This is a genomic window from Paenibacillus dauci (genome assembly GCF_000971985.1).
GTDB lineage: Bacteria > Bacillota > Bacilli > Paenibacillales > Paenibacillaceae > Saccharibacillus > Saccharibacillus dauci.
In genome coordinates this window covers 477,462-496,951 of sequence record NZ_LAQQ01000001.1, presented here as the reverse complement: position 1 = coordinate 496,951, position 19,490 = coordinate 477,462, and the positions used below count along the sequence as shown (strand labels likewise).

The 19,490-nt window shown below is 45.8% G+C and carries 14 protein-coding genes; 11 read left to right on the top strand and 3 right to left on the bottom strand.

The window, feature by feature from the left end; translation table 11 throughout:
- The first annotated feature begins 281 nt into the window (after positions 1-281).
- The 3 genes from WH46_RS09540 (at position 282) to WH46_RS09530 (ending at position 5,602) form a co-directional block, all read left to right on the top strand.
- Positions 282-782: a dihydrofolate reductase gene (locus WH46_RS09540; protein ID WP_046226542.1), complete on the top strand. Its 501-nt coding sequence runs from the start codon at positions 282-284 to the stop codon at positions 780-782.
- Positions 783-1,269: 487 nt separating this feature from the next.
- Complete coding sequence (locus WH46_RS09535) at positions 1,270-2,757, top strand: glutamate synthase subunit beta (RefSeq protein WP_046226541.1); 1,488 nt, start codon at positions 1,270-1,272, stop codon at positions 2,755-2,757.
- Between the two features lie 520 nt (positions 2,758-3,277).
- A complete protein-coding gene (locus WH46_RS09530; RefSeq protein WP_046226540.1) occupies positions 3,278-5,602 on the top strand; it encodes a type IA DNA topoisomerase in 2,325 nt (774 codons plus the stop codon).
- 158 nt (positions 5,603-5,760) lie between these two features.
- Here WH46_RS09530 and WH46_RS09525 read toward each other — a convergent pair whose 3' ends face one another.
- On the bottom strand, positions 5,761-6,528 hold the full coding sequence (locus tag WH46_RS09525; protein WP_046226539.1) for an HAD family hydrolase: 768 nt from the start codon (positions 6,526-6,528) through the stop codon (positions 5,761-5,763).
- Between the two features lie 12 nt (positions 6,529-6,540).
- Positions 6,541-7,458, bottom strand: coding sequence for an ArsR/SmtB family transcription factor (locus WH46_RS09520; protein WP_046226538.1), 918 nt, complete (start codon positions 7,456-7,458; stop codon positions 6,541-6,543).
- A 171-nt stretch (positions 7,459-7,629) separates the two neighbouring features.
- Here WH46_RS09520 and WH46_RS09515 point away from each other — a divergent pair, with 171 nt between their 5' ends.
- The 6 genes from WH46_RS09515 (at position 7,630) to WH46_RS24245 (ending at position 14,333) form a co-directional block, all read left to right on the top strand.
- Positions 7,630-8,919, top strand: coding sequence for an MFS transporter (locus WH46_RS09515; protein ID WP_331458230.1), 1,290 nt, complete (start codon positions 7,630-7,632; stop codon positions 8,917-8,919).
- A 186-nt stretch (positions 8,920-9,105) separates the two neighbouring features.
- On the top strand, positions 9,106-9,831 hold the full coding sequence (locus WH46_RS09510) for a phosphonate ABC transporter ATP-binding protein (protein WP_046227185.1): 726 nt from the start codon (positions 9,106-9,108) through the stop codon (positions 9,829-9,831).
- A 50-nt stretch (positions 9,832-9,881) separates the two neighbouring features.
- On the top strand, positions 9,882-11,132 hold the full coding sequence (locus WH46_RS09505; RefSeq protein WP_046226537.1) for a hypothetical protein: 1,251 nt from the start codon (positions 9,882-9,884) through the stop codon (positions 11,130-11,132).
- Positions 11,133-11,161: 29 nt separating this feature from the next.
- Positions 11,162-11,860 (top strand): response regulator transcription factor, encoded by a 699-nt coding sequence (locus WH46_RS09500; protein WP_017812419.1) that lies wholly within the window; start codon positions 11,162-11,164, stop codon positions 11,858-11,860.
- Complete coding sequence (locus WH46_RS09495) at positions 11,860-13,245, top strand: HAMP domain-containing sensor histidine kinase (protein ID WP_017812418.1); 1,386 nt, start codon at positions 11,860-11,862, stop codon at positions 13,243-13,245. Before WH46_RS09500 ends, WH46_RS09495 begins: the two co-directional genes overlap by 1 nt.
- A gap of 14 nt (positions 13,246-13,259) precedes the next feature.
- A complete protein-coding gene (locus tag WH46_RS24245) occupies positions 13,260-14,333 on the top strand; it encodes a GNAT family N-acetyltransferase (protein WP_197088264.1) in 1,074 nt (357 codons plus the stop codon).
- A 222-nt stretch (positions 14,334-14,555) separates the two neighbouring features.
- Here WH46_RS24245 and WH46_RS09485 read toward each other — a convergent pair whose 3' ends face one another.
- On the bottom strand, positions 14,556-15,767 hold the full coding sequence (locus tag WH46_RS09485; RefSeq protein ID WP_046226536.1) for a glucose-1-phosphate adenylyltransferase: 1,212 nt from the start codon (positions 15,765-15,767) through the stop codon (positions 14,556-14,558).
- Between the two features lie 271 nt (positions 15,768-16,038).
- Here WH46_RS09485 and glgB point away from each other — a divergent pair, with 271 nt between their 5' ends.
- Both glgB and glgA read left to right on the top strand, forming a co-directional pair.
- A complete protein-coding gene (gene glgB, locus WH46_RS09480; RefSeq protein WP_046226535.1) occupies positions 16,039-17,958 on the top strand; it encodes a 1,4-alpha-glucan branching protein GlgB in 1,920 nt (639 codons plus the stop codon).
- A gap of 73 nt (positions 17,959-18,031) precedes the next feature.
- On the top strand, positions 18,032-19,462 hold the full coding sequence (glgA, locus tag WH46_RS09475; RefSeq protein ID WP_017812414.1) for a glycogen synthase GlgA: 1,431 nt from the start codon (positions 18,032-18,034) through the stop codon (positions 19,460-19,462).
- Positions 19,463-19,490: the final 28 nt, after the last annotated feature.

Below are 19,490 nucleotides of genomic sequence, written 5' to 3'. Positions count from 1 at the left end.
TGGATTTGAGGAGATACACAGCTATGCTATGGAGCAGACAGCTTATCTATATCCTGTAAATCATCTCCGGATTTTTGCTAAGTACCCAACTGATCAAATTTCTGAATCGCTATAGATAAAACATTTGATAGCTTGCTTTTTACCGGATGATCGGTTAATAAGCGAGCAGTAACATTCGTAAAATATTACAAGAAGTTGATGCAGAATGATAGGTTTTAATGATATGATATAGAATAAACCTATCTGGATGAACAAATCCGGATGATAGGAGGACAGCGAGAATGACGATTACACTCATATGGGCACAAGGACGAGAAGGCATTATCGGCAAAGATAATGATATGCCCTGGAAGCTACCCAAAGATATGGCGTACTTCAAACAGCAGACCCAGCATAAAACCATTGTCATGGGGCGCAAAACATGGAACTCTTTTGGTTCCAAACCGCTGCCAAACCGGAAAAATATTATTTTGACCCGAGATGTTTCTTTTGAAGCGAAAGAAGTACAAGTGCTGCATTCGGTAGAAGAAGCGACTCAGCTTGCCAGTACGGAAGAAGAACTGATGATTATTGGCGGATCGCAAATTTATAAGGAATTCTTAAATTATGCAGATCGTCTGCTTGTAACCAGAATCGAACAAGATTTTGAAGGCGATACGTATTTTCCGGAGGTCGACTGGTCGGAGTGGACATTGGTGAATACGGTACCAGGCATTCGTGATGAAAAGAATGATTATGATTACCGGTTTGAAGAATACAAACGCAAGCGGGCAGAACACTAATTTGGGGTGACAGCAGTATAGAGGATATATAATCCTGTAAAAGGGTTTGTCATATAGTATAGGTAAGAGAGCCTGTAATATGCTTATGTCATACGTTAAAATGCATAAATATAACAAAAAGTTTATAATAGCTCACTCTCTATCTGTATAGGTAAATGTTCAAAGCACTAGCAATCCTAAAACCAAATATAAAGTTTATGAATAATGAATAATAAAAGTCAAATAAACATAGCTACAATCTGTTGTTAATGTACGCCATATTGAATATTGCTTATGCAAAATGTATATAGAAAAAGTGAAAGTAACAGAAAAGTTATTGCAAGATGTTTCACCACGGTGTAATCTCTATGTAAAAAGTACAAATAATCATGCGCTTAATCCATTTGTGATTCAATTGTCTCAATGCTACTCTTGAAAATAAACTTACGGCAAGCTGGTGATCGAAAGAAACTCGGCATCGTATAGAACGGATGGGGGAACTGTTAATATGTCTACACCTACTGGATTTATGGAATACAAAAGACAAATTCCCGCGGATCGCGATCCGCTTGAACGCGTAAAAGACTGGGAAGAATTCCATAAGCATATGTCTGAAGACGAACTGCGTACGCAGGGTGCACGATGTATGGACTGCGGAACACCGTACTGTCATACAGGTATGAATATGGCAGGGTCCACCTTTGGCTGCCCTGTTCATAACTTGATTCCCGAGTGGAACAATCTGGTCTACCGTGGTCTGTGGAAAGAAGCGCTGGAGCGCCTCCACAAGACAAATAATTTTCCCGAGTTTACCGGACGGATCTGCCCGGCTCCTTGTGAAGGTTCCTGTACAGTTGGCCTTATTGGTCAGCCGGTAACGATCAAGACGATTGAAGAATCCATTATTGAACGCGGCTTTGCAGAGGGTTGGGTTGTTCCCGAACCACCAGAAAAACGTACAGGACGTCGTGTAGCTGTTATTGGCTCCGGTCCGGCAGGTCTGGCATGTGCTGCGCAGCTGAATAAAGCAGGACATTCGGTAACGGTATATGAACGTTCCGATCGTGTAGGTGGACTTCTCACTTATGGTATTCCGAGCATGAAGCTGGATAAGCAAATTGTAGAGCGTCGAGTGAATCTTCTTCGACAAGAAGGTATTGAATTTATTACGAGCACCGAGATCGGCAAGGATATCCCTGCTCAGCAGCTGGTAGATGATTATGACGCAGTTGTGCTTTGCGGCGGTGCAACCAAACCGCGTGAATTCAATATTGAAGGCAGCCAGTTAAATGGTGTTATTTACGCAATGGATTATTTGAACGGCACTATTAAGAGTTACTTGGACAGCAATCTGGAAGATGGTAATTACATTTCTTCTACAGATAAAAATGTTATCGTCATTGGTGGCGGAGATACCGGATCTGACTGTGTAGCAACTTCACTACGTCACGGCTGCCGCAGTGTCACCCAGTTCGGTACGCATGACAAAGCTCCACTGGAACGTGATCCGATCGCGAATCCATGGCCGCAGTTCCCGAATGTATATACACTGGATTATGCGCAGGAAGAAGCGAAAGCTATTTTCGGCAGTGATCCTCGTGAATTCTCTATCATGACAACCAAGTTTGTCGGTGATGAAAATGGTAATCTGAAAGAACTGCATACGATCCAGATTCAGCGTATCGTCGATGAGACCGGACGCAAAATCTATCAGCCTATTCCAGGAACCGAGCGTATATTCCCGGCAGAGATTGCGCTGATCGCTATCGGATTTGACGGACCGGAACAGACACTGGCTCAGCAACTTGGTCTGGAAACGGATCGCTGGACCAACGTCAAAGCCCGCTACGGTAAATATACGACTAATGTAGACAAAGTATTTGCAGCTGGCGATATGCGGCGTGGACAAAGTCTGGTCGTATGGGCGATCAACGAAGGTCGCGAAGCAGCGCGCGAAGTGGATAAATATCTGATGGGTGCAACGGTACTTGTCTAAATCTAATTGGATCTCTACAATTGCAGACGTTAGACGTTAGACGTTAGACGTTAGACGTTAGACGTTAGACGTTAGGCAGTGTGTTATATGCACAATAACCGTTTTGTGTATGCAAGCTTACCATTACGAATAAACGTATAAGCGATATGGTTGAATAGTATGGAAAAAAGACTGCACCCTCCAGTGTAGTCTTTTTTCCATGCTACAAATGTAATTAATGGAAGTGTGCAGAAGTGTCCTTGTTGCTGCCGATTCTTTCATCGAATTCCAAAACACAATATGCTATAATGTGAAGTGAGTAATAGGTACGTGAGAAAGGGGGCTGCACTCCAGAGTGTAGCTCCTTTTTTGCCGAAATACCAATAGATGAGAATATCGAAAGTTTGAAAAGCTGGGAATGAAGCAATGAGGTAAATCGATAGCTATACAGCAATTAGAGTCTTCAATATCCAGCTCTGGAAGTCACATCGAAGAATGCAACCAACCTTATGGTAGTCCATTCCGGGAAAGGAATGAAAGCATGAAAATTCTAGTTATTGCCGAGAAGCCTGATATGGGCCGGAATATTGCGGCTGTTATTGAACCAAAAGCACGGAATCAGCGCACACATCTCGAAGGGGAACAGTATATTATCACCTGGGCGATCGGCCATCTGATTGGATTGGCTGAACCGGATGCTTATGATCCCAAATATAAAAAATGGAATTTCAGAGATCTACCGATTATTCCTGATGAATTCAAAATTGTACCGAACCCGCGCACCAAAGATCAGCTCAAGGTGATTGGCGATTTGGCCAAACGCTGTGACCGTATTGTTAACGCGTGTGATGCCGGGCGGGAGGGGCAGCATATTTTTGCACTGATCCAGCGTCAGCTCAAGCTGCGTCAGCCGGTCAAGCGGTTATGGATCTCTGACCTGACCCCGGAAAGTATACGCAGAGGTTTTGACCAGTTGCGGGACAGCAGTGAATTCGAGAATCTGACGCGGGCAGCACGTGCGCGCAGTGAAGCAGATTGGTTGATCGGAATGAATGCTTCACGTGCCTTTACAACCAAGCATAATAATCTTCTATCAGTAGGACGCGTACAGACTCCCGTACTGGCCTTGATCTATGATCGGCAAAAGGAAATCGAGGCCTTTGATTCCCAGACCTTCTATGAAGTAAGAGCCAGCTTCAAGCAGCATGATAAAACGTATGAAGGGGTATGGCAGGGAGACCGTATCACCGACAAGGCCAAAGGCGAAGCTATTGCAGACAAGGTGAAAGGCAAAGAAGGACAAATTACCAAGTACGATATTCGTGAAAGCAAGGAATATCCGTATAAACTGTATGATCTGACTCTGCTTCAGCGAGATGCCAATGCCAAATTTGGATATTCTGCCAAAAAAACGCTGGACATTGCCCAGGCTCTGTACGAGCGTCATAAAGTAATTACTTATCCGCGTACCAATTCCAACTATGTAACCGAGCAGAATATTGACGGAATGCATAAAGTGTTGGGTATGCTCAAGAATACGCCTTATGAAGAACTCGCAGGAGGCGCAGATGGCAAACGGGTACATGTCAATAACAAGGCTGTCTGTAACCCCGGCAAAGTGGAAGATCACCATGCCATTTTGCCGACTCTTAAAAAGCCGGGTACTCTCAGCAAAGAAGAGCAGCAGCTGTACGATCTGATTGTGCGTCGTTTTCTTGCCCAGTTCTATCCACCGGCAGAGTACAAGCATCATACAGTCATGACGGTTGTAGAGCAGGAGACGTTCAAAACGGCAGTTAAAGAATTATTATTTCTCGGCTGGAAAGCAACACTTCCTGATAAGGATAAAGCCAAAAGCGGCAACAAATCTTCTGCTCGCAAAAACTCGGAAAAGGAAGAGGATCAAGAAGAAGAAGTTCAGGAGCCTTTTATTATAGACAGCAAGCTGCCTGTTCTGTGCCGCAAAGTAGATGTAAAGGAAAAAGCGACACAGCCACCCAAAGCATATACCGAAGGTACACTGCTCAAAGCAATGGAAAGTGCAGGCAAGCAGATCGAGAACGAAGAGCTTCGGGATGCAATGAAAGAATCGGGTCTCGGTACACCTGCTACACGTGCAGCCACCATCGAGCGTCTAAAGCAGGTGGGATATGTTACTGCTAGCGGCAAAAAGATCGAGCTGACGCTCAAAGGACGTGCTGCGATCGAACTGATTCGCTCTGCTGGCGTCGAGCTGCTCACTTCTCCTGAAATGACGGGGCAGTGGGAACGCCGTCTGAACCAGATTTCCCGTGGCGAAGCTGATCCGGATCGCTTTCTGGAAAGTGTCAAAAAGTTCGCTGTGTCTGTTATTGATAAAGTAAGCACACAGCTGCCAGCGGCGGCGGGAGCATTTGGCGATGAAAACAGCCGTGCCAGAGGTAAAGGCAAATCCGGTGCTGGCAGTTCATCATCACATGCGCGCACAAAAGCTGCATCAGGTCCGAGCAAGAGTAGTTCAGCACGCAGCAGTAGCAGCCGGGGAGCTTCTCCAGCTGCAGCAACTGCGACTGTAGAGAAGAAAGTATCGCTGGGAGCCGCTGGGGAACATGCTGCGCTGGGGAGCTGTCCATGCCGTGGATGTGGTGGTGTCATTATCGAAGGTCGCAAAGGATACGGCTGTTCCCATTTCAAGCAAGGCTGCAAATTTGTCATCTGGAAAGAATATGTTGGCAAAAACATTTCAGTTACGATGTTAAAGTCACTGCTCGAAAAAGGAGAAACTCAGGTGCTGTCTTTTAAAAAGGGTGATCAAACGCATAAAGGAAGAATCAAGCTGGCCGAGAAAGAGACTGGCAAGCTGATGGTTGAAGCAGTGCATTCCTGATCTGCCTGATAGTTGGGTGAGGAAAGGAAGGACAGGCGGCCCAAAAAGAAGCCGTGTAAGTAGGATAAGACAGAGAGACCGTGAAGGGGATAACGCGCAGGTCAATAGATGAGACTAGCGAATAAATGCGCATGATCCACAAAAAAACGGACCCGGGATTATCCCGAAGTCCGTTTTTTCTCATGTATGCGCAGGCTCTGATGAATAACATCAGGTACCTCTGTTAATTTGGATACGGTGTGGAACGATTGCTCACTTCCAGCCTGGAGCTGTATGATATCGTAAGCCCATTCCAGTTCGTGCTTGATATAAATCATGTTTAGTGATGCCTGCAGAGCGGGCTGTACATCCGAACGCAGGGAGTTGCCGATCATCCAGGTATCCTGACGAGGCAGCAGATGAGAAGTAATGATCTCTTCCAGTGCGGTGACATTTTTATGCTGACGGATAAAGATACGGGAATCAAAATATGATGTCAGCTTCATCTGATCGATTTTGCGCTGTTGGATAGCATTTTCACCACCGGTGTACAAATACAGGGTATGTCCAGCCTGTTGAAGCATCTCCAGTGTCTCGACCATGCCAGGATAAGCTTCAACTTCTTTTTCGTAGACGCTACTGCCGAGTATGCGCAGCTGATGCTCTTCCGGTTCGGAGATTGGACGATTGTACAATTCGCTGAAATGGCGATAGGTTTCGACCAGGGAACGAGGAAAGTGTTCGCTGGCAAACCCCACTTGGTGCACGCCAGCTACATCAATCTCGATCTGCTTTTGGCGAATGTCCTGCATTTGCAACCCTTCGTCTGCAAACCAGCCGGACAGCAGGCTGATGAATTCATCAAGGATCAGATTAAAATATTTGTTGCAGTAAATCAGCGTATCATCCATATCGAAGATCAGATGCTGGTGCCGAATGTCTTTCATGAAGTTCACTCCTTAAATACGGATATACGATTCCAAAAACAACTGCAGCTCGGATACTCCATCCTGCCGCAGACTGAAGCGGTCAATATCTTCCCGGCCCAGATGGATACGCAGCAGTCCGGCTACACGCAGCATCATCAGATGATGCATCAGTGTCTCCTGGGGCTGCAGTAGATCATGTGCCATCTCCTGCAGTGAACGGGGCTCACCGCCAATATAACGTAGCATACGAAGACGTTCAGGGTCCGACAGAGCCCTTGTCAGGCGCAGAAGCATATTGGGAGGGTCTTCCTCGCCTTCTTCCGGTACATCGACAGGATACTGGATCAACAGAACACCATCATAAAAGCAGTACGTATTAATCGGCCGGTTATGCACGGTCGGGAACAGAATGACCGTGTGCAGTCCAGGCATCGGAGAGACAACCAGACCGCCGGAAGCATATTCGATCAATGCTTCCGGTTCCATTTTATCGAGCAGGCCGATCTTTTCTTCACCGTCTTCTGTAATAAGCGGCATAATCTGGCCTTCAATCTGATGGAAATAATGCTCGTACCACAATTTGAGCAATGGAGCATAGCTCCGCTGAATACGAATACTGTCATTCAGCGATAAGGAAGGCATGATAGGATGAATCTCATCCCACATGTTACTTTCTGAAGTATGCTCAAGGTGCTCAAGAAAATACTCCACCGAACGTTCGGGCTGCCGGCAGCTGGCCCAGGCATATAGTGCATCATAATCATCGAACGGCCAGGAGGAAGCTTCCAGTATCGCGAGGCGTACTCCATGGCTTAATGTATTGTCAATTTCCCGAATCCACTCGGTACCGAGGTCGATATCCCGTATCCATTTCTTCGTGACATAGACCATGAAACTTCCGAGCAGATCATAAATGGGGGAAACGTCTATTTTCACTTGATAGCTCATGAAACGAGAACCTCCCAGAATATAATCATCAATCAATGCATTCCTGTAACAGGCTTGATTCCTAACTTCCTGTTGTGCTTATTATGGCTTGTCTGTGTACGGATTGTCCACTATAATGTTCGGGTGGTCCGAGTGAACAGACATCGTCATATTATATGAAACAGAAGAGGAATTGCAGTTTGTTGCATACTGTTTACTATACCAAATTACAGCATAGATACAGCGTTTTGTAAAATGCTGATACATAAAAATGGAGGAAATATCGTGTCTGACACAACATCATCCAATCGTTCATCTATTTATTCGAACCAGACATCTCATTTTGTGATTCTGATTATTGCAATTATTACAGCAGGACTAAGCCAGGGCATGCTGCTGCCGGTACTGGCTATTTTTCTGGAGAAGATGGGTGTATCATCCACTGTCAATGGACTGAATGCCGCTGCCTTGTATGTTGGTTCCTTTGCCATGACACTTGCGGCAGAGCGTCTGCTGGGTGTACTTGGATTCAAGAAGCTGATGCTCTGCGGATTACTGCTGGTAGTCATTACCCTGCCGCTGTTTCCGCTGTATCCAAGTATCGCCTTTTGGTTTGTACTGCGTATGCTGGTCGGTATTGGAGACAGTGCTATTCACTATTCGGCACAACTATGGGTATTGATGGCTGCACCTGCCGAAAAGAGAGGACGCAATCTTTCCATTTATGGAATGTCCTACGGAATCGGGTTCAGTATCGGTCCGCTCGGTATCCGGCTGCTGGACTGGGGCATGATGGCTCCATTCCTGATCATGACAATTGTATTTATTATCGTCACTGTACTTGTATGGATAAAGCTTCCTGACGGCAAACCAGCCAAGGAAGAAGGATCTGAACCGCAAAAAGGACGTTTTGGTCGCAGTTACCGGTGGGCCTGGTATGCATTGATTCCTGCTCTGTTGTACGGTTATATGGAAGCGGCAATGAACAGCAATTTCCCGGTTTATGGACTGCGGATCGGTCTGACCACAGATGCGATTGCTTTCCTGCTTCCTTTTATCGGCATAGGAGGTCTTGTCCTGCAGCTGCCGCTGGGTATGCTGAGCGATCGATTCGGCCGCAAAAAGATATTGATGCTGTCCGGAAGTATTGGTGGACTATTGTTTGTACTGGTCCCGCTAGTCGGAACGAATATTTGGATGATGGCGGCCTTGTTCGCTATAGCCGGTGGTTTGATCGGTTCCTTTTTCTCTCTGGGGCTCGCCTATGCAGCAGACATTCTGCCCAAAATGTATTTGCCTGCAGCCAATGTGCTGGCGTCCTTTCATTTTAACTTCGGTAGTATTGTCGGCCCTGCTGTAGGTGGTAAGGGAATTGAGATGGGATCTGCGTCCAGTCTGTTCTGGGTACTTGGCGGCTGTTATATCCTTTTTGCAGCGATGGGGTTTGTATTCCGTGAAAAGCAAAATAAAATCCAAGCGTAGATGGCATTTATCCGCTTTTTCCCCTAAACTATACAATATGAGCAATAATGTTGCTAATACGAAAGAGAGTTGCTAATAGCTGGCAACTGCATCATTTACGTATCAGCAGTACGAAGCAATCCAATATCTGAAACCAGCAGATCACGTTGGGATGAATAGCGCAGAAGGGCGGTTGCAGCAATGTCTATGATTCATGTAGATCATCTGACAAAAATAGTCGGAGAAGATAGAACCAGAGTACTCGATGATATCAGCCTGGAAATTCAGCATGGCGAAATGATTGCACTTGTCGGTCCAAGCGGCAGCGGCAAAAGTACACTGCTAAAATGTCTGGCTATGCGGGAACCCTGGTCGGAAGGAAGCTTTCGAGTGGGAGATACCGATATTCTCAAGTCCGGATTCGGCGGTAAACGTAAAATTAGCCGAGAGTGGTCTTTTCTGGAGCAGAGCCCACAGCTTCATCCGGAACGTACAGCACTGAAGACGGTGCTGATCGGTCAGTCGGGGCAGACACCTGTCTGGCGTATGCTCACCGGTATGGTGCGTTCTGATGATTATATGGGAGCGATGGATATTCTGGAGACGCTCGGTCTGCTGGATAAAGCGCATCAGAAAGCAGGCACGCTCAGCGGCGGTGAACGACAACGTGTAGCCATTGCACGTGCACTCGCCCATGGAGCCAAGGTAGTGCTGGCAGACGAACCAGTTACCGGTCTGGACCCGAAATCTGGCGAAGAAGTGATCAAGACGCTTCGCTCGCTGTGTACAAGTGAACGGCTGACAGTTATTGCCGTTATTCCGCTGGAGCTGGCTGAACGTTATGCTACCCGCATTATTGGCCTGCAGGAAGGCCGGATTTCCTTTGACATTAATGGAAGAAGGTTAACGAGCGCAGAACGAAGATTGCTATAACCAAAATGGCCTGCAAGCAATAGAGCAGGCCGACGAAGAGAGTGATAATAATGAACCGAATGATATGGATCAGGATGTTGGCGGTAGCCGGCTTGCTATTTTTGCTGAGCGGCTGCAGCTTTAACCCGCTGTCTGATCCAAAGACATTGATTCAGACACCAGAACTTCCATCGGACAAGCAGACATTGAACAGCGTCATCAGTGCGGAACTGCCTGAGGGAGCCAGTATTCAAAGTCCCAAAAACGGCAATACCAGCCGGATTCAGACCGTGGATCTGGATGGGGATGGAACGAGCGAGACCATTGTGTTCTACCAGACGACCAATGGCCGCATTAATGGAATGATCTTCGAGCAGTCAGGAGATACATGGATCAAGCAGCTGGATATCATAGGATCTGGTTTTACGCTGGAGAGTGTAGAGATTACAGATGTCACCGGAGATGGGCGACGTAATCTACTGGTCGGTTATTCCAACGATACGGCCAGCAATGATAATACACAAAAGACACTCGATGTATATGATTACGACAAAGGCAAGCTTACCAAAGAAAACCATATACCTTATTCGTATTATGAAACGATTGATATGGATGGGGACGGTATCAATAATCTGACAACAATGACGATGAACAGTAATCCGGATTATGTGGCTGTTACGGTCTATGGGTACGACAATGGATTCAAAAAAATAGATTCTATTGATCTCAATAATATTGTAAGTGCCTATAATGTAGTAGCCGGCAAGGTGGCTCCCGATCAGAATGGTATTATTATGGATCAGGCACTCGGGAAGTCCGGATTCTCGCATTTGTTTATTATGAGAGATGGCAAGTTGGAAGATGTATTCCAACTCAGTCGTCAGGCGACCTGGAAAGACATGCAAATTGTCAGTGAAGATATTAATAATGATGGTATTCTCGAAATTGGCATGGTGGAGATCCCCGCAGGTTGGGAAAATATTGCACCTGTCGAAACTCCTTTGTTCACCAATTATTATCAGTGGACTGGTGGCGGAACTTTAGAAAAACTGGTTAGTCAGCAGTACCGGGATGAAGATGGTCGTTTTGTGATCAAGATTGCTAGCGACTGGATGCAAAAGATTACATTGGATACCAAATCCAACAAAGATAAAGATCTTCGATTTGTACTAAAAGATACCGGTGAAAAGGTCGCGGAAGTCCGGTTCTTTAGTGAAAATGAATGGAATAATCATAACGGGGATTGGGAAATCATCGCCGAAAACAGAGGACAGGTTATAGCACTCTGGGAAAATGAAAAAATTAATATTATTCAAAATTAAGCGCAGGATAAACAGGGAGGAACAGCTGCATGAGCAAAGTGCTAATTATGGAAGACGAAGAGTCTATCCGCAGTTTTATTATTATTAACCTGAAACGTAATGGATTTGAAGTACTGGAAACTGAGAACGGGGAGCAGGCGCTGCATATGCTGGAGACCGTGCCTGATATCGATATCGCACTGCTGGATGTTATGGTGCCGGGTATTGATGGATTTGAGGTATGCCGCCGGATTCGTGAGAAGAATGAACGAATTGGTATTATTTTTCTGACAGCCAAAGTACAAGAGCAGGATAAAGTATATGCATTGTCAGTCGGAGCAGATGATCATGTAAGCAAGCCGTTCAGCCCAACCGAACTGATCGCACGTATTCAGTCTTTGCTGCGCCGTGTCAATGTACAACGTGAATCGGATACCAAGGTGTCTTTTGAATCGGGTCCGTTTACTCTGGATCTGATCTCCAAGCAATTCAAGAAAAACGGCAAAATGATCGAGCTGACACCAACCGAATTCTCACTGGTTCAGTTCTTCCTCGAAAAAGAAAATACGCCACTAAGCCGTGATCTGCTGCTGGATCATGTATGGGGCAAAGACTATATGGGTGACCCCAAAATTGTCGATGTAAACATCAGACGACTTCGCCAGAAAATCGAAAACAATCCGTCCGAGCCTGAATTTTTGCAGACAGTATGGGGACATGGTTATAAATGGAGAGGCCGGGAGTCATAATGATTAAAAAGGGGATGACCCGGCAGATTGTTCTGCATTATTTTCTAGTCGTCTTTCTGACGATTCTTCTGGTCGAAATGGTATTTTTGTTCGCTATTCGTACGTATTATTACGATGGGATCTCTAACTACTTGCAGTCTTCTTTTGATAATACGAGTGCACCGACCAATTCCAGGGATCTGATCTCTACCTATACACTGGACAAAGCCGAAGTGCAGGTGCTGGATCTCAAAGGGAATGTAATCCAGAACTCTACGCCGTTCCGTCTGGACAAGCCGATTCAGACCGGTGATATTCCACAGGCATTGACAGGCTCTACAGGCCGCTGGATTGGCAAACAGGCCGGAACCGGTGAAGATGTGATGGCAGTCACGCGGATGATTCAGATTAATGGAGACAAGTCCTATCTGGTTCGTTATGTGACTTCCCTGGAGCTGGTCAATCAAAAGCTGTTATACATCACGCTTGTATCTACAGGTATCGGCATTATCATATTGATCATCGTACTGATTGTCAGTGTGGGTCTGGCCAATTCGATTGTTAAACCAATCAATAATATTATCAATGTGTCTACCCTGATGGCGAAGGGAGACTTTAATGTCAGGATCAAGGGGAATTATCCCCACGAAATCGGTGACCTGGCGTCTACGCTGAATTATATGGCAGATGAGATTGTACAAAGTAATCAGGTGAAAGATGATTTCATATCTTCGATTTCTCATGAACTTCGTACTCCGCTAACAGGAATCAAAGGTTGGAGCGAGACCCTGGTTTCCGGCGGATTCGATCCGGAAGAGACCAAGCTCGGAATGAGTATCATCTCCAAAGAGACCGACCGTCTGATTGGACTCGTCGAAGAAATGTTGGACTTCTCCAAGCTGCAGCAAAATCAAATGAAGCTGGTAATGGGCGAAGTCAATATGAAAGAACTGCTGCAGGAGACCATGCTGAATGTATGGGCCAAAGCCGAGCAAAAACATATCAGTCTGAGCCTGCAGCCGGGTGAACGTCCATTTCTTGTTTATGCCGATGGCAACCGCCTAAAACAGGTCTTCCTGAATCTGGTTGATAATGCGATCAAATTCTCACCAGATGGATCTATTATTGCTCTGATGATTACTGAAATAGCACCTGATAAGGTACGTATTTCAGTCAAGGATCCCGGAATCGGAATCAGTCCGGAATTTATGGAAAAAGTAAAAGACCGATTTTTCCAGGTGAATCCGAATCAGGGAGGAACTGGACTGGGACTGGCTATTACCCAGCAGATCGTCAAGCTGCACCAGGGCGAAATGCATATCGAAAGTGAACTCGATCAAGGAACAACGGTCAGTGTGGATCTCCCGTTGCTGGATCATACGCAGCAATCCGGACCTTTGACATAATACAGGGAGGCGGAATGATGAATCTGTCAGCAATCAGAGAAGCTATCCATATTCGCAGAGCAGAGCTGGATGAGCAGGAACGTGTTAGACATTTTCTGATCGAAGCAGCAGACTGGATGGAAGCAAAAGGGATTGGGCAGTGGAGAAGAGAACAGTTTACAACAAAGCTGATTCACAGCTATTTTGTAGAGCGTGAAGTCTATATTGCGGAAGTGGCAGGAGAGCCTGCAGGCATGTTTACCCTGCAAAGGGGAGATGCCGATTACTGGCAGCATCTAAACGATGAACAATATGTGTATTTGCACCGATTGACTGTATCTTCACGCTTCCGTTCTATTGGACTTGGACCTGCGATGTTGAAATGGGCGGAGCAGTATGCAGAGCGTCAGGGAAGTAAAGGGCTGCGTCTGGATTGCATGGCTGACCTACTGCCATTGAACCGATTTTATCAGCAACATAATTTTCGCTATATGGGCACGCATAACGTTAGCGGTAAGCTGGCCAATTTGTATGAGAAGCTGCCGCCTGCCCGTAATCATGAGATTCGGCTGCAGTATTTTACAGCTAATGATTATGAACAGTTGATACAATGGTCAGGGGATGCCGAATTTCTGATGCAGTGGAGTGGTCCGCAGTGGCATTATCCGCTGGACATAGCTGATTTGGATGCTTATCTGCAGGATGCTAATCATCCGCTGCATTCAGATCGACTGATCTATACAGCTGTCGACCGCACCAGCAATCGGGCAGTGGGACATATTGCGTTGACCCGTATGGATCGGGAACATCGTTCAGCTCGTCTATCCCGTGTACTGGTAGGAGATCATGAAGCAAGAGGAAAAGGGTATGGTCGCCAGATGATCCAGGAAGCGCTGAGAATCGGATTTGATACCCTGGGGATGCATCGTATAACGCTGGGAGTACTGGATTATAATACGCAGGCCAAATCCTTGTATAAATCGATTGGATTTCAGCAGGATGGCTTGATGCGTGATGCATTGTATCAAAACAATCAATATTATAATCTATGTGAGATGAGTATGCTGGAAGAAGAATGGCATACGAGTCGTCTTGCCGAGATATTATAACGACAGGATTAGATCGTACAGAACATGTATACATTCTAGGGTAAAGAACAAAATGGAGTATGAGGATAGAATAGATTATTATAATGTACTCTATACATCCACTTGAGAAAGTTATAAACGGTTTGTATACCTTGCACATAGCATACAAAAAAGGCGGAGCATATGCTCCGCCTTTTTGCTTTATATTTCGTTCAGTGTTGTTGTATGAGTAGATGTCAGCTATTAAGAAGAAATACCGCCAGCACGTACGCGTCCGGATTTGTCGTATACTTCTTTGAGCAACATAGCAGGCTGGGTACGGACAGATGGTTTTGCATATACTGTTTCGTAAGGAGCAACTACTTTGATCTCGTCCTTAGTCCCCTGAACAATTGCGTTATCTTTGATTACTGCACCTTCGGCGATAATCGCATATTCGATATGAGCATTTTTGCCAATAAATGCACCTGGCATGATAACACTCTCGATAACTTTAGCTTGTTTGCTGATCGTAGAGTCGTTAAATACCACTGAACGCTGTACATCACCTTCCAGAACCGCTTTACTGCTGATCATGGAGCAATCAGGGGCGTCAGCATTTTGAACATCAGGAGTGATCTCCAGATCAGCTGAGAACATCGGCCAGTCTGTTCTTTTCAGTTCAAACTGCTTGCTGTGCTCCAGGATATCCATATGAGCTTCCCATAGGCTGTTGATTGTACCTACATCTCTCCAATAGCCGAGGAATTCGTAAGCAACCACTTTCTCGCCGTCTGCCAGCATTTGTGGAATGATATCTTTACCAAAGTCATGATTGGAGTTCGCTTTGGCAGCATCTGCAACAAGATGCTGTCTCAGGTACTGCCAATCAAACACATAGATTCCCATGGAAGCCAGGTTACTTTCCGGATCAGCCGGTTTCTCGGAGAATTTGGTAATCATCATGCTGTCGTCCACGCTCATTACACCAAAGCGGCTCGCTTCTTCCCATGGTACTTCCACCACGGAGATGGTTGCTTTGGCATTATTATCTTTGTGGGACTGCAGCATTTCAGTGTAGTCCATATGGTAAATATGATCGCCGGATAGAACCAGAACATTTTCCGGATTCAAGGCATCAATATATTCCAAGTTTTTGTAAATGGCATCCGCTGTGCCCATATATTCGCCTGTTGTCTCAGAAGACAGCAGGGTAATGTTCATTTTTATTGCATCTGTGGACCAGGAATCTCCTTGACCAATATGATCGTGCAACGATTCCGCTTCATATTGAGTCAGTACACCCACGGTATCAATTCCGGAATTCACACAGTTGCTAAGAGGAAAATCGATAATTTTGTAGTCTCCGCCGAATGGTACGGCAGGCTTCGCAACAATGGACGTTAGAGGTGCTAACCTACGTCCTTCACCTCCGGCCAGCAACATAGCGACGCATTCTTTATTTGTATTTTTCATGTCGTTTTCCCTCCCATTTTCATGACAACGCTCAGTTGACAATGTATTAGTTTTATAAACCTGCGGGATAGCCCTTGAAACAACAGGATTGTAAAATATTATCAACGCCGAAATTCTGTTCCCCTGTTTTGGGCCATAAGATGAAGAAACATAATTTACAGTGACTGCCTATTTTCAATCATGCTAAAATGGGGTAATAATCAAGGTTAAAAGCTTATAGCCTTGTCGGCAGCAAGCTTCGGCGGTGTTTACTACTAGTGGAGGTGATATTTTGGTACAAAAATATACGGAATATAAATTACCTACTGCAGAAGAAATTTACCTTTTTCATGAGGGGACCAACTATCATACGTATCGTCAATTTGGCTCTCATTTAACATCCGAAGAAGGGCAGGAAGGTGTGAGATTTACAGTATGGGCTCCTCATGCTCAGCAGGTGAATGTGGCAGGGGACTGGAATAACTGGAATGCCGAGGAATATCCTTTACATAAGTTGGATCAATCGGGGGTATGGAGCGGATTTGTCTCCGGGATCTCCGAGGGAACTATATACAAATACGTCATCACTTCACCAAGCGGCGAAGTCTTCTTCAAAGCGGATCCTTATGCAGTTCATGCCGAAGTGCGTCCGGCTACAGCTTCGGTCGTCAAGTCGCTCGAAGGCTACAAATGGAAAGACGCTGCCTGGAAACGCAAACGTCGCCTTCCTTATCAGCGGCCGCTTAATATTTACGAAATGCATTTTGGCACATGGCGTCAAAAAGAAGATGGCAGTCTGTACAGCTATACAGAGCTGGCCGAACTGCTGGTACCTTATCTGGTGGATATGGGATATACACATGTAGAGCTCATGCCGCTTACCGAGCATCCTTATGATCTATCCTGGGGATATCAGAGTACAGGATACTTTGCGCCAACCAGCCGTTTTGGTACACCGCAGGAGTTGATGTATTTTGTGGACATCTGTCATCAGGCTGGGATCGGCGTACTGCTGGACTGGGTACCGGGACATTTTACCAAGGATGCACATGGTCTGCGTAGGTTTGATGGTACACCTCTGTATGAATATGCCGATCCCGACCGGGCAGAAAAGCATGGATGGGGGACATTATCCTTTGACTTTGGTAAACCGGAGGTTCGCAGCTTCTTGATCTCCAGTGCGCTATACTGGATGGACGTATATCATTTTGACGGATTGCGGGTAGATGCAGTGACCAGTATGATCCGGCTTGATTTTGAACGCGAAGGCGGAGGCTGGAAGCCCAATCAGCACGGCGGTGTAGAAAATCTGGAGGCGATCTCCTTTTTACAGCAGCTGAACAAGACGATTTTCCAGTATCATCCGTATGCACTCATGATGGCGGAAGAATCAAGCGCATGGCCAGGCGTAACCAAGCCTGCACATGAAAATGGTCTTGGATTTAACTATAAATGGAATATGGGCTGGATGAATGATACGCTGGACTATGTAGAAGCTTCGTTTGAAGCCAGACCTTCCAAGCATAATCGGCTAACTTTCCCGCTCGTCTATGGTTATTCGGAGAATTTTACACTGCCGTTATCGCATGACGAAGTGGTTCACGGCAAAAAGTCGCTTCTGGACAAAATGCCGGGTACCTATGAACAAAAATTTGCCGGTCTTCGCCTGCTGCTCGCTTATCAGATGACGCATCCTGGCAAAAAGCTGCTGTTTATGGGCGGTGAATTCGGTCAGTTTATCGAGTGGAAAGATCAGGATCAGCTGGATTGGCTGCTGCTGGATTATGAAATGCATCAAAAAGCACAAAATTATACCCGCGAGCTTAATCAGTTGTATCTGAATTCACCTGCACTTTGGGAACGTGATCACGACTGGGAAGGGTATGAGTGGTTGAATGCAGATGATGCGCAAAATAGTGTGATTACCTATATGCGCAAAGGCAAAAAACCTTCGGACACGCTGCTGATTGCTATCAACTTCCAGCCGGTACCACGTGTCAATTATCGTATAGGCGTTCCCAAATCCGGAACCTATACGGAAATATGGAACAGTGATGAACCCAGATTCGGGGGAACAGGTGGTAGAACGATCCAGACAGCTCCCTCGGAGAAAATCGAGTGGAATGGCCAGGAGAACAGTATTATGCTGAATCTGCCGCCACTTAGTGCAATTATCATCAAACGGAGTACTGCCAGACGCAAAAAGGTCTGATTATTCCGTATTATTCCCGCTCTACTATACTGATTTACCATACAGACCAATTTAAGTTAGGGAGGATATAAGGATGAATATTTTATTTGCAGCAGCCGAGGCCAACCCTTTTATCAAAACAGGAGGTCTGGCTGATGTTATTGGAGCTCTGCCTACAGCTCTAAAAAAGGAAAAATGCGATGTCCGCGTTGTGATGCCCAATTACAAAAGTATCAGTGAATCCGTACGTAACCAGGCCACACTGGTAACTGTGATTCAGGTACAAATTGGCTGGCGCAGTCAGTACTGCGGCATCAAGCAGTTCAAGCAGGATGGAATCACCTTCTATCTGCTGGACAATGAATATTATTTCGGACGTGACGGTGTATATGGCTATGGAGATGATGCAGAACGGTTTGCTTTCTTTAGTAGAGCGGTTCTGGATATTCTGCCGGCCATCGATTTCCAGCCTGATATTATTCATTCGCATGACTGGCACACAGGCATGATCCCGCTGCTGCTCAAAGCCCAATATCAATCGGTTCCTTTCTACTCGAATATACGTACTGTATTTACTATTCATAATCTGCTTTACCAGGGAACATTCCCATACTCCGTATTATGGTCCCTGTTTGGTCTGGATGATCGTTATTTCCATGCTGAAGGAGTAGAATATTACGGCAATGTAAGTTACATGAAGGCAGGCATTGTATTTGCTGACAGGGTAACTACAGTAAGCCCTACATATGCGGAAGAGATCAAAATGCCATACTACGGTTATGGTCTGGATGGTCTGCTTCGCTCACTGGGTGGCAAGCTGCGTGGTATTGTAAATGGCATAGATACCAAAAGCTATAATCCCGCTACTGATCCTTATTTGTCTTCCCATTACCGCAGCGGTACCAGCAAACGACTGGAAAATAAAAAGGCATTGCAGGAAGAACTCGGTCTTCCGGTTGATCCGAAGATACCGGTTATTTCCATGGTCACTCGTCTGGTTGAATCCAAAGGGCTGGATCTCATTACCCGCGTACTGGATGAACTGTTATATTATGATAATGTGCAGTTTGTACTTCTGGGTACAGGAGAGTCGGCTTATGAAGACTGGTTCCGTGAAGCGGTGTATCGCCATCCAAGTAATCTGGGAGCGGAAATCCGCTTCAGTGAAGGAGTGGCACGCCGAATGTATGCAGGTAGCGACATGTTCCTGATGCCATCCAAATTCGAACCATGCGGCATCAGCCAGCTGCTCGCTCTGCGTTATGGCAGTATTCCAATCGTACGTGAAACCGGTGGATTGAATGATACGGTGCATTCTTATAATGAAATAACAGGAGAAGGTACAGGTTTTACTTTCAATTCCTATAATGCACATGATATGCTATATACGATCCGTCGTGCGCTTTCCTTTTATCATCAGCCTAAGCATTGGAAGCAGGTTATGAAAAATGCGATGGGTGGAGATTACAGCTGGCAGACTTCTGCCAGAGAATATATGGATGTCTACCGTGAAGCGCAGCAGTAAGCTGGCGTATTCACCGGATCATGCTCAT